This is a genomic window from Alteromonas sp. 76-1 (genome assembly GCF_900654235.1).
GTDB classification, from domain to species: Bacteria; Pseudomonadota; Gammaproteobacteria; order Enterobacterales; family Alteromonadaceae; genus Alteromonas; species Alteromonas naphthalenivorans.
Genome location: NZ_LR136958.1, coordinates 1,430,017 through 1,443,137, shown reverse-complemented (window position 1 = coordinate 1,443,137; position 13,121 = coordinate 1,430,017). Strand labels below are relative to the sequence as shown.

The window sequence follows — 13,121 nt, the reverse complement described above, 5'->3', positions numbered from 1 at the left end:
GTGACTAACGTTCAAAAATTTGATAACGCATACCATCTTACCTTGCCTAACGGTCTTAGGGTTATGTTATGCCATGAGCCACAATCCAGTACTTCCTATGTTTCTATGGCGGTTCGTGCGGGCCATTTTTACGATCCAAATGATTGCCAGGGGTTAGCCCACTTACTAGAACATATGCTCTTTATGGGGAGTCGACATTTTCCAAACCCAAATAGTATTAATGGGTTCATTGAGCAGCATGGCGGTAATATAAACGCGTGGACCGGCACTGAATATGCAAACTACCACTATCAGTGTGACGGCTCAGCTATAGCGCAAACCCTTCCGGCCTTTGCCGATATGCTGCGCCGACCTATTTTAAATGAAACCGCGCTCACTAATGAAATAAAGTCTATTGATGCAGAGTTTCAGTTTAAGATTAAAGACGACTTACGCCGGCTTTATCAGATTCACAAAGAAACCTGTAATCCTGCCCACCCCTTCTCAAAATTTTCGGTTGGCAATGCTGATATATTTTCAAAGCATGAAGTGAGTAGCCTTCGCGAGGCATTAAGAGCCCTACATAAACAGTATTATTGTGGTCGCAATATGTGTTTGTGTATTTCAAGCCCGGTTCCTATTGTTCAGTTAGAAGCCTTGATAACACAGAGTTTTTCGAGTTTTGAAGCTGGCGCGTTAGCTAGCGACGCTTGGCCTGCACTTTACTCCTCATCTCAGCTTGGTATTCAAATTAACATTAAGCCGCTACAAACTGCACGGCGAATGATAGTCACTTTTGCATTGCCTGGTATTCACAACGATATCGATACCAAACCGCTAAATTATATTAGTCATCTACTTGGTGATGAGGGCGAAGGCAGTTTACTTGCTTATTTAAAGAGCCAAAACTGGGCGGTAAACCTTATCGCAGGCTCGGGTATTGAAGGCGACAAATTCAAAGATTTCAATATAAGCTTTCAGTTAACAGAGCTTGGATTAGCAAATCAACAACATGTTGTGATGGCGCTATTCAGTTACTTAGAATTGGTTAAGCAGTCGATTAACGATTCATGGCGATTCGAAGAAAAAGCGCAACTTACCGCGTTAGCACTAGAATACGAAGAAAACGTCAAGCCGCTAACGATGGTTAGCGAATTTGCACAGCATCAATTTTTATTCACGCCAGAACAACTTAGAAAGCTTCGTACGAGTATCGGTAGTTATGACGGCGCTGTCATGAAAGAGGCTTTGTCGTTCTTTACGCCATGTAATATTCGGTTAAAAGTAATCTCCCCGGATGTAGAAACCGACAGAAGCTGCGCATATTACAACGCAAGATACCGTGTTCAACCTATTGCTGAAGAACAATTAAACGCCTTTGCATCACCAATAACGATAGAAGCATTATCGCTTCCTCCCCCAAACCCCTACTTAGGGGAAAGCTACGCGTTAGTATTGCCAGAAGCGGGGTTTGATAATCCTACGAAATTGGTTGAAAAAGATGGCGTGCGCTTTTGGTTTGCACAGGACCAGCAGTTTTTTAGTCCTAAAGGCGACATTTATTTATCGTTTGATATGGTGCATTTCTCTGATTCATTAACCGCAGTTGCTGCTAAACGAATTTGGTTAAGTGCATTAAATGACTACCTGCAAGCCAAGTATTACCGCGCCGAAATTGCAGGGTTACATTATCGAATTTATGGTCACCAAGCTGGCTTTACGCTGCATACACGAGGCTTTACCAATCAGCAGATGTTATTAGCTGAGCAGTTATTGGAAGCAGTCTTATCGTTTAAACCATCAGAGTTTAACTTTCAGCATTACAAACAAATGCAGCTTCAGAATTTACAGAACTCATTGTTGAACAAACCGACTAACCGCTTGTTCTCCAGGTTGAGCGTGTTGATACAGCGTAACACTCAAGCTCCTGTGGAATTACTGGAAGCAGTAGCCAACACTTCCTATGAAGACATGATCAACGTGCGTGACACTGCATTTGACGATTATTTCATAGAAACCTTTGTGCATGGCAATTGGGCCAGCGAGCAAGCACAAAGCTTCGCGAAAAGTATTGATAGTAAATGTGTTAATACCAGCGGTGCGCCTTTGTCTCGCGCGGTGTCAAAACTTCCCGTTGGTGAAGCTTTTTATCATCAAGTCAGTTGTGAGCACGACGATGCTGCTGTTGTACTGTATTTACAAGCACCTACTGCAGGCCTGCACGACACTGCACTTTGTATGGTGTTAGAGCAAATGTTGGCTGCACCATTTTTCAATGCGCTTAGAACAGAACAGCAGTTGGGCTATATTGTTGGAACCGGTTATGTTCCCCACAATCAACACCCGGGGATGGCATTTTATGTACAAAGCCCCAATAACAGTGCCAAAACGCTTCTAGATGCGATGACGGTATTTTTATTTCAACAGTTAGAAGAAATCGAGTTCTATCGTTTTTATTGGTCTACCATCAAACAGAACTTATTGAAGCAACTAGAAGAGCGCGACCTTAACTTGTCGATGAAGTCGCAAAGACTATGGATAAGCTTAGGCACGCAAGATTTAAGCTTTAATAGAAATACCCAACTTGCTGAATGCATTAGCGCATTAAGTTTCGAAGATATACAAAGCTACGCGCATCAACTTGCCAAACGAGAGCGTTGCGGAGAGTTGATTCTGTTTGCTGAAGGTAAACATGAAAAACTAGAAACGCCAAAGCAAAGAACCATAAATGGAATTTCTGAGTTTAAATCCCAAATTCCTTATTACTAGCAAATAATGGTTAACAATTGAACCATCACCCACCTATAACTAAAAATCGCTTGTAGAGCCCGCGTTATTTCGGCATATTTATTGTTCTGGCTGTTAGGGATGCGGCCAGCCTAACTATAAATTATAATGATAAGGCGTAATGCCAAAGGTGTGTAGGTGCGCTCAACCCTAGCTTACTCAGTTATAGCTATATGGCTTCAACTGCTCGGAGTAATTTTCTCCGATGCGGCAGCCATAGAAGTTGCTGATTTACAATTTACTGAGTTAGATAATCGAGATGGGTTATCTAGTACTGTTGTCCTCGACATTGCCGAAGACGACAAGGGATACATATGGCTTGCGACAATGAATGGCTTGAATCGCTATTCGGGCTATGATATCAAGCAGTACCACCCTTCTGATATCGACCCCAACGCACTTCCCAGCGGCTTTATTCAAAAATTATTAGTTGATTCAATTGGGACACTTTGGATAGCTACCCACTCTGGATTGGCTAAATACCAACCTGAAACAGATGATTTCAAAATATTCTCTAGTACTAACTCTTCTATTAAACTTGATTTAATTACCACCATCAGCGAGTCAAACAACGGCGATATACTTTTTACTGATTCAAAATTCCTTTACTCACTATCTAGAGACAAGGAAGAAGTTAGAGTCGTTACGAAAGCTTTTGACGCGCCAAGTAATATAAAAATTGTATTTGATGAGAGTTCTAAAATATGGATTGGCTCAAACGAAGCTGGTGCTAAAATTTTTGATAAATCGGACTCTCAAATATACAGCTTGGATAAAGTAAATCCATGGGGAATAGATGTTTCTTTCGGAGCTTTACGTGACGTTATTGTCATCGAGGGTAATTATTGGTTAGCTACTGATAAAGGCGTTTTCATTTTAGAAAACAGGGGCAATTTAATACGCTCCATAGATAAAGATTTGTTGTCAATAGAGCATGATGTGAATGTGCTCAGTATCGAGCGAGTTTCCGATTCAGTTTGGGTTGGAACAGATGCAGGGCTATTCATTGTCTATGAGAATATAGACGAACCGGCAAGAATTACCACTTCTAGCCTTACCCATATTGATGCATCCACAGAAAATGTAACTGGATTGAATCAGAACCTTATTTTTAATCTTCAGAAAGACGCTACTGGAGGGGTATGGCTTGGTACACTTCAAGGCGCTTTTCGATTCCACAAAAATTACTCTGAGGTTAAATTTCATCCCAGTTTTAAAGAAAACAATACTGAAGAGCCGATTGAAGCAACGATTTGGGGTTTAGCTCAAAATTCTGAAGGTGAAATTTTATTTGCATCTCAAAATCGCGGTGTAGGCGCTTTACATGAAGTAACAGGGGAGCTTTCTTACTTAACGAAACATCCTAAACCCCGGGAAAGTACAACCTTCTGGGACTTGGCCGTAGATCAAAGTAACACTTACTGGGTTGCCTCATCAGATGGTCTTCTAGCTTACAGAAGAGAAAACGATAACCTTTATCTGGTTAATCATTTTTTTGAAGGGCAATTTATAGACTATATACATCAAGATGCAAACTCTCTTTGGGTATGGTTAGACGAAGATGGACTGTATTCAATTGATTTAAAAAAAACCAGTAGTCAGCCATATGATTCACTTGTTACAAAACGAAAACTAGAGTCTAACTCGACCTTTCACCTACCAATCTTCACCGATTCTAATAATCGAGTTTGGCTTCGCCATAAAGACGGAGTCTTAATATACAGCGCTAAGAACGATCAAGTAGTACAAGAACTCGATAAACAAAGCGGTATAAACTCACTGGTATACAGCGTTTATGAGACATCGGATGCTCTTTGGCTAACTACTCGTTCAGACGGCGTCGTAAAGTTAAATAAAAATACCTTTGAAGTCATTCAAAAGCAGAGCAGAGACGGTGGGAACGGATATATATTCTCTTCTGTGGGCATAATGGATTCTATATGGTACGCAGACAGTGCTGGTGTGCATCAGATAGAGCTTCCCTCTCTCAAAGAAGTCACAACGATATCAAATGCTCAATTAGAGTTTAACTCTCTTGGTGAAAGTGCGATTTTGGCGACATTTGAAGGGGATATTTATTTTGGTGGTAATAAAGGCTTTAATAAAATTGCTAAATCATCCTCCAACTTTAATCATCAAGTAAAAACGCTAGTCCCCGAGCTTTTTGACTTCAGTGTATTTGGCCAACCAAAGTTTAGTGGTCAAGAACTACGTAATGCTGACAATAGCCTAATAGAAAGTGATGTCTCTAAAGTAGAAAATATAACTTATGATCAGTCAAAGGTTTTAGATTACTTTGAGTCGAGATTTAGCGTTTCATTTGGGCTTATTAACCCAGTTTACCCCGATGAAGTTTCATATCGTTATCGTCTTAAAGGTTTAGATAATATTTGGGTTTACAACAATAAAAACAGAAAAGCCCAATTTAATAATATCTCATTCGGTAATTATCTATTCGAAGTTCAAGCCAGAGAATCAGGCAAAAGCTGGTCAGATAGTCGAACTCTTGAGCTGAAAATATCTAGACCCCCCTGGTTACATTCAGTCGCATTAGTTTTTTATGCACTCATACTGACTATTCTTCTAGCCTTTATCATTCGACAGTATCAGTTGCGTAAATCTAACCAACTTTCCATACGTGAATCTGAGGAACGCCTTAAACTTACCTTATGGAGTTCTGGCGACGAACTATGGGATTGGGATGTGTACCGTGGTCAAGTTTATCGAGCCAACACATGGGGTACATTAGACTTCCCACAAGACGATATAAGAACCACTGGCGCCTATGATGCTAATATCCATCCTAACGACATTGGTCGTGTTAGAGATGCATTACGCAGCCATTTAGAAGGTAAAAGTGACTTCTACGAGCTTGCTTATCGCGCTAAAACCTTCAAAAACCAGTGGATATGGTTACTCGATCGCGGAAAAGTTGTTGAACGGGATCATAATCAGCAGCCAGTTCGTATGACCGGAACACTGAAGAACATTAACCATCTAAAAGAAGCTGAAGAACAGCTAAACCTGTTTAAGCGTTCAATTGAAAATATCTCTGAGGGTGTGTTTATTACTACCACACAGTTCAAGTTTATTTCAGTAAATAACGCTTACTGTAGCTATACAGGTGAAACTAGAGAACAAGCCTTAGCTAGCTATCTTCATTTCCATTTGTATCCCGATGCATTCACCGAAGAGATTAAAAAGACCCTGAAAACCAAAGGAAATTGGTCAGGTGAAGTAGAATCTGTTCGCGTTAATGGTGAACGCTATGAAATGGAATTAAACATTGATGCGGTGCACGACGACGATGGAAAAATTAGTCATTTCGTAGGTGTATTTAGTGATATCACCTCACGTAAGAGCACTGAAAAAGAATTACTGAAACTGGCTAATATAGACCCATTGACCGAGCTGCCTAACCGCTCATTCTATCAAGCGAGTCATCAAAACTTGGTCCGTAAAGGCGCCCCTCACACCCTGCTGTGTTTGGATATGGACAACTTTAAGAAAATAAATGACTCGCTTGGCCACCAAACTGGCGACATTTTAATTAAACAAATTGCTAAACGCTTACAACGAATTACGGGCAAAAATGCCACTTGCTATCGCCTTGGTGGCGATGAGTTCAGTGTCTTAATGGAAGATAGCGCAGATATTCATACTGTCACCCATTATGCGCAAAATCTACTCGATACCCTTGCTCGCCCTTTCATTATCAATAAGCAAGAGTTTGTATTGGGCGCAAGCTTAGGAATAGCCTTCTTCCCTGACGACGGTAATACGCCACAAGAAATGCTAAAAAATGCAGATACCGCCATGTACTTTGCAAAAAATAATGGTGGTAATAGCTATCAATTCTTCAGCGGTGAAATGAACCAAAATGCGGTTCGTCAGTTGCAAATCGAAAACTTAATTCGCCAAGGAATTAAAGACGACTTATTTACGGTTTACTACCAACCGAAGGTTGATATTGCCTCTGGTAAACTTGTTAGCATGGAAGCGTTGGTGCGTTTTGAACACCCGCAGAAAGGCATAGTGAGTCCCGGGCAATTTATTCCCCTTGCTGAGCAAACAGGCCAGATCATCGAAATTGGTGAGCAGGTGTTACGTAAAGCCTGCATAGATACAAAACGCTGGGTCTCTCAAGGCCTATTCACCGGCCGAGTAGCCGTGAATATCTCAGTTAAGCAATTCGAACTTCCAGATTTAGACGACAGAATTAACCGAATTTTAAGCGAAGTAGGCCTATCTCCACTGCACTTAGAGTGTGAAATTACCGAAGGGACGCTAATGGAAGACCCTGAAAATGGTCTTCGGATGATGAGTCGATTGAGAGAGCGCGGCATACACCTTGCCCTTGATGATTTTGGTACTGGATACTCATCCTTGGCCTATTTAAAGCGATTCCCGCTCAATACCCTTAAAATAGACAAAGCGTTTATTGACGATATCGCTAAAAGTAGCGTAGACCGTCATATGGCAGCAGCAATAATCAACATTGCCCATAACCTAGGCTTAAAGGTAGTGGCTGAGGGAGTTGAAGAAGAAGAGCAGCTTAATATCTTGCGTCGCTATGATTGCGAGATGCTACAGGGCTTTTTGTACAGCCGTCCGCTCAATGCAGAGCGTTTTGAAAAATTACTTTCTGAAAATCAAAAACTTCATAACCTGCTTGGCCATTCAAATATCTGACTATTTTTTGGCACTTACTACTTTTGGCTAAACCAAGTGTCAAAAAACAGATCAAAACCAAAATTAAACCAACAAAATCAACAACTTAAAAAGTTGGCACATCTCTCGCAATATCCTCTGTAACCGATAAACATCCTTTCTATCGGTTTTGTTTGTTCGTTCTTAAAATAAAAAAATCAGAGGAATATTAAAATGTTAAAAGAGTATGCTGTTGCATTAGTACTATCTACCGCCACTCCTGTTGTTGCTGATAACCAAGAAGGCGCTAAACAAGCCCCTGAGCAGCAAAAAGAGTCTGTTACACAACCTCAAAACTATCGCCCTAAAAGTGGTAATGGCTACGGTGTAGGTTTATAATAGCCTTCCAGAATTCCAAAAAAGAGAGTATAGACTCTCTTTTTTTATGTCTGCAGCTTAGCTGTGCACTAAATGTATAAGCTCAATAACAGAGAGGGTTACCCCCTTTAACCACAACAGGGCTTCTATAGTCGTTCTATTGTCTTTCTGTAGTCGTTCTCTAGCCAATCTGTAGTTGCTTAAGCTTCTACCATCAAATTATTAAATCCTACCGCCCTGCGCCAATGTATATGTCTGGCAATACCAAACATAGGGAATACAAAAGGCCCTATCACTAAAGCAAGCACTGCCCAATATTTGGCATTCATTCCCCACTTAACAGCCTCTACATAAAAGAAAACACTGCTTAACAGGCTTATCGATATTAAAACAAACAAGATGCTCTCCTACTTAGCCCACTTTTTAGGGAAATAAAAAACTCTTTTAACTATAACGCCAAAATTTTGACTGGTATTTTTTGAAACTGCAGGATTGTACTGAAAATTGACTAGCAAACCAGCAAAATTACTTATTGCGCACAAAAAAGCCGGGAACTTTTTTTCTGGCTCCCGGCTTTTTATCTGTAGCTTACATATTAGTAAAAGGTGCTGTTCTCTTCGGCCATTTTCACCAATACATCTGCAGGTGCGAATTTATCACCCACTGTGCTAGCGTAATGATTCAAACGCTCAACAACATGCTTAATTCCCAATGTGTCCATATAACGGAAAGGACCGCCTAGGAAAGGTGGAAATCCGATACCAAAAATAGCACCAATGTCTCCATCACGGGCATTGCGAATAACACTCTCATCTAAACAACGAGCGGCTTCATTAAGCATCATAAGAACGCAGCGTTCAGCCACTTCTTTTTCACTTAATTTCGTTGACGGAGTTAAACCTAAGAGTGAGTAAATACTTTCATCTACTTCTTTACCTGGCTTCTTACCTTCATAGCTGTAAAAACCTTTTTGGTTCTTTTTACCTTTACGACCATCAGCAAGTACTTTATCGAAAGCTGAAGGTGCCGTAAAACGCTCTCCAAAGGCCTCTACAAGGAAAGGAATGATCTTAGTACCAACATCAATGCCTACCTCATCAAGCAACTTCACAGGTCCAACTGGGAAGCCAAACTTAACCAAAGACTTGTCGATGTGCTCAATTGGCTCCTCTGCCAGAATTAAGCTTGCCGCTTCATTCATATAAGGGGCTAAAATACGGTTAACGTAAAAGCCTGCGCCGTCTTTAACAACGACGGGTGTTTTACCCTGCTTTTTCGCAAATTCGACGGTAGATGAAATAACCTGATCCGACGTAGTGTCATGAGCGATAACTTCGGCTAATGGCATTTTATCTACAGGTGAAAAGTAATGAAGACCAATCACGTTTTGAGGCCGAGCTGCTTTGGCAGCAATTTGGGTAATTGGAATAGAAGAAGTGTTAGAGGCAAAGATGGTGTTCTCTTTGCAATTTTCTTCGATATCCGCGACCATTTTTTGCTTAAGATCTAAATCTTCGAATACTGCTTCAACTACAATGTCGGTATCTTGGTAGCCGCTATAATCTAAGGTGCCAGTGATAAGCGACAGTTGCTTTTGCATTTCGCTACTGCGCATGAAGCGCTTCTTCACTTTCTTATTTAAAATGTCGTAGCTGTATTTCATCGCATTAGCAATGCCTTCAGGACGAACATCTTTAATACGAACAGGCACGCCAGCTTTAGTAGAGGTTACAAACGCAATACCGCCGCCCATTAATCCGCCGCCTAGTACACCAACTTTTTTCATTTTCTCTGGCGCTACGCCTTCAATACCGTTTTCTTTCTTCATATCGGTAGTCGCGAAGAAAATCTGACGCAATTGAAAAGATTCTGGTGTCATCACCAACTTTCCGAATGCTTCGGCTTCGGCTTTAAGGCCAGCTTCAACGCCATCACGCATGCCAGTTTCGATGACATCAATGATGTAACCTGGCGCTGGATAGTTTCCTTTGGTTTTAGCAAACGTCGCTTCGCGGGCTTTTTTGAACATCATGCCGCGGCCTGGGCCGGTATTTTCAAGCATTTTGTCCATTACGCTTTTTTGCGGCGCTTCACGCTCAGGCTTACGCTTTAAGGCGAACTGCTCTGCCACTTTTAGTAACACGCTTTGCGGTACTACATCATCAACAATGCCGTATTTTTTAGCTTGCTTGGCACGCGCTGGCGCACCAGTAAGCATCATTTTCATGGCTTGCTGTATACCAATTAAACGAGGTAATCGCTGCGTTCCACCACTACCTGGCAATAGACCAAGTTGAACTTCAGGCAAACCGACCTGCGTGCTCGGTGAATCGGTACAAATTCTATAGTGACATGCTAGGGCAAGCTCTAGACCACCGCCCAATGCTGGGCCATTTATGGCTGCAACAAAAGTTGCTTTCATGCGTTCAATACGGTCAAAAATAGCTTGGCCGCCAGCCGCGATGGTGGTGGCATCTTCTGAAGTATTACACGCTGCTAACATACTTATATCGGCACCGGCTACAAACGAATTTGCTTTACCACTTACCAGCACTACACCTTTAATACTGGTATCAGCATCAATGTCATCCAGCATGGCAGATATTTCATCGCCAAAAGCGGCTTTTAGCGTATTCATAGACTCACCAGGTACATCCATGGTGAGTATGGCTACGCCATTGTCTTGCTTGGTTAACGTAAATGCACCAGATGTTGCTTGAACGTCATTTGTCATTGTTGTGTCCTGACTCATATTATTCTGTCTCCACAATCATAGCTGCACCTAAACCACCCGCTGCACAAGCGGTTAGTAGACCAGTACCACCACCACGGCGATTAAGTTCGTTTAGCATTTGGGTAATCATTCGCGTACCTGTCGCCGCAAACGGGTGACCGTAAGCAATAGAGCTTCCCATAACGTTAAATTTGTCCATGTCGATTTCACCGGTAGCTTTTGCACGACCAAGTTTTTCTTGGGCAAATTTATCGCTGGCGAACATTTTCACGTTCGAAAGTGTCTGCGCGGCAAAAGCTTCATGCATTTCGATAAGCGTAATATCGTTTAATGTCATGCCTGCACGATCTAGCGCAATTGGCGTGGCGTAAGATGGTCCCATCAGCATGTCTTCCCATACATCAATGGCTGAGAAGGCATAACTCTTAAGATAACCTAATGGCTTATAACCTAATTCTTTAGCACGGCTTTCCGTCATCATAATAACGGCTGAAGCACCATCAGTTAGCGGAGTAGCGTTCGCTGCCGTTACTGTACCGTATTTTTTATCAAAAACAGGGCGAAGCTTGGCATAGCCTTCAAGCTTAGAATCGAAACGTACGTTGTTATCGCGAGATAATGCGCCTTTGTACGGTTCTGCGTAAGCGGTCATTACTTCACTGTCTAATTTACCCTCTTCCCAGCTTTGCGCGGCAAAACTGTGTGAACGATGGGCAAGTGCGTCTTGTTCTTCACGTGAGATATGGTGGGATTTCGCCATTTGCTCAGCAGTTTGTCCCATAGACAAACCTGTTGAGTATTCTGCAACCGCTGGCGGCACAGGCGCTAAATCTTTAAGACCTAAACGCTTAAAGATATTAAACTTCTGACCCAAAGTTTTGGTTTTCTGAAGATCGACCAATGCGCGCGCTAGGTTTTTAGATACACCAATTGGCGATACAGACGTAGAGTCAGCACCACCAGCAATACCTACCTGAACGTGGCCAGCCATCATACTTTCGGCAATATTAACGGTAGACTGGAAGCTGGTTGCACATGCACGAGAGACGCTGTAAGCATCAGTATGCACATTCATGCCAGTACCCAATACGATTTCACGGGCAATATTCGGCGCTTCAGGCATTTGAACAACCTGACCATAGACAACCTGATCAACCCATTCTTTTTGAATGCCATGGCGAACGAGCAGTTCGTTGACGACCATTTTACCTAAATCGACAGCGGGAACACCGTGGAAGTATGTCGCCATTTTTGCAAACGGAGTACGTAACCCCGCCACAATGGCGATACGATCACCCTCGCGGGTAGTAACAGATTGTCTTGTTGACATAATGCACCTAAATTAAGGACCACAGGAAATAAGTGGTCTGACCTGTAATAAACCCAATTTTTACAAACAATGAACAAAATAGCAAATTATCAACGTTCACGAACAGTTTTCAGCCTATTTGTGTCGAATAATCGTCGCCTATCTGAAAATTAGATGTTTTTAACGACTTGAACTAGACGACAAGGGAACCATATAAGAAAAACATAGTCTGTTTTATGCCAATTTATCTACTCGTAACATACATTTGGGCGAGTTAATTGGTTTACTTTTCCTGATAACTAGAATTTCAACGGAATAATTGCATTATGGCAGCGGAACAATTTCAGCAATTGCAGAAGTATTTAGACCAGCAAATCATTGGTCAAAGTGCACTTACCAAAAGCCTCCTTATTGCGCTTTTAGCTGATGGGCACCTTTTAGTAGAAGGGCCTCCAGGTCTAGCAAAAACCAGAGCAATTAACGCGCTTGCTAATGGTATCGACGGTGACTTTCATCGCGTTCAGTTTACCCCTGATTTACTGCCTGCTGATTTAACCGGCACTGATATTTATCGCCCTGAAACCGGTGAATTTGTTTTTCAAAAAGGCCCACTATTTCACAACTTAGTATTGGCTGATGAAATAAACCGTGCTCCAGCTAAAGTACAGTCGGCGCTGCTAGAAGCTATGGCTGAGCGCCAAATAACGGTAGGCAGCAAGACCTACCCGCTTCCCCCTTTATTCTTGGTAATGGCGACACAGAACCCTTTAGAACAAGAAGGGACTTACCCATTGCCAGAAGCTCAGCTCGATCGCTTTTTGATGCACGTCGATATTGATTATCCAGATGCCGAAACAGAATTAGAGATTTTGCGTTTGACCCGTGGTGAAGCATTATCAGTACCGCCAGTAACGCCGCCTAAATTAACCCAGCAAGATATCTTCTCGTCACGTAAAGAGGCGCTAGCACTACATATGGCGCCCGAACTTGAGCAGTATTTAGTGCAATTGGTGATGGCGACCAGACAGCCAGCCAAATTTGACGCCAACCTTGCCGAATGGATTGCTATGGGCACTAGCCCTCGTGCCACCATTAGTTTAGACAGATGCGCACGCGCACATGCGTGGTTAAGTGGCAGAGATTTCGTTGGCCCTGATGATATTCAAGCGGTAGTACATAATGTACTTCGCCATCGCATTATTTTGTCTTATCACGCAGAAGCGCAAGGCATTACCATGAACGATGTATTGAACCAAATTGTTGCTACCGTAGCTGTTCCATAAA

At 42.1% G+C, this 13,121-nt stretch carries 7 protein-coding genes; 4 read left to right on the top strand and 3 right to left on the bottom strand.

Translation table 11 applies throughout. From position 1 onward, the window contains the following. From ALT761_RS06000 to ALT761_RS20585, 3 genes are all read left to right on the top strand, one after another. Positions 1-2,748 carry an insulinase family protein gene (locus ALT761_RS06000; RefSeq protein WP_129737309.1) on the top strand — a complete coding sequence of 916 codons (2,748 nt, stop codon included), beginning with the start codon at positions 1-3 and terminating at the stop codon, positions 2,746-2,748. A 156-nt stretch (positions 2,749-2,904) separates the two neighbouring features. Continuing rightward, the gene (locus ALT761_RS05995) at positions 2,905-7,458 is read left to right on the top strand and encodes an EAL domain-containing protein (RefSeq protein WP_129737307.1); all 4,554 of its coding nucleotides are present in this window, start codon (positions 2,905-2,907) and stop codon (positions 7,456-7,458) included. A 192-nt stretch (positions 7,459-7,650) separates the two neighbouring features. Next, positions 7,651-7,815: a hypothetical protein gene (locus tag ALT761_RS20585; RefSeq protein ID WP_172602857.1), complete on the top strand. Its 165-nt coding sequence runs from the start codon at positions 7,651-7,653 to the stop codon at positions 7,813-7,815. Between the two features lie 179 nt (positions 7,816-7,994). On the opposite strand, the gene ALT761_RS05990 is transcribed toward ALT761_RS20585, so the two are convergent. From ALT761_RS05990 to fadI, 3 genes are all read right to left on the bottom strand, one after another. After that, on the bottom strand, positions 7,995-8,192 hold the full coding sequence (locus ALT761_RS05990; protein ID WP_129737305.1) for a hypothetical protein: 198 nt from the start codon (positions 8,190-8,192) through the stop codon (positions 7,995-7,997). 197 nt (positions 8,193-8,389) lie between these two features. Next, positions 8,390-10,528, bottom strand: coding sequence for a fatty acid oxidation complex subunit alpha FadJ (fadJ, locus tag ALT761_RS05985; RefSeq protein WP_129737303.1), 2,139 nt, complete (start codon positions 10,526-10,528; stop codon positions 8,390-8,392). A gap of 19 nt (positions 10,529-10,547) precedes the next feature. Beyond that, entirely contained in the window at positions 10,548-11,858 is a 1,311-nt protein-coding gene (gene fadI, locus ALT761_RS05980) for an acetyl-CoA C-acyltransferase FadI (protein WP_013784923.1), read from the bottom strand. Positions 11,859-12,163: 305 nt separating this feature from the next. Here fadI and ALT761_RS05975 point away from each other — a divergent pair, with 305 nt between their 5' ends. Then, the gene (locus tag ALT761_RS05975; RefSeq protein ID WP_057793039.1) at positions 12,164-13,120 is read left to right on the top strand and encodes an AAA family ATPase; all 957 of its coding nucleotides are present in this window, start codon (positions 12,164-12,166) and stop codon (positions 13,118-13,120) included. The last annotated feature ends 1 nt before the right edge of the window (position 13,121 follow it).

What these genes read in the sequence shown, in the direction of transcription:
- ALT761_RS20585 (WP_172602857.1), top strand. Translation starts at nt 7,651, where the DNA reads ATGTTAAAAGAGTATGCTGTTGCATTAGTACTATCTACCGCCACTCCT.
- fadJ (WP_129737303.1), bottom strand. Translation starts at nt 10,528, where the DNA reads ATGACAAATGACGTTCAAGCAACATCTGGTGCATTTACGTTAACCAAG.
- fadI (WP_013784923.1), bottom strand. Translation starts at nt 11,858, where the DNA reads ATGTCAACAAGACAATCTGTTACTACCCGCGAGGGTGATCGTATCGCC.
- ALT761_RS05975 (WP_057793039.1), top strand. Translation starts at nt 12,164, where the DNA reads ATGGCAGCGGAACAATTTCAGCAATTGCAGAAGTATTTAGACCAGCAA.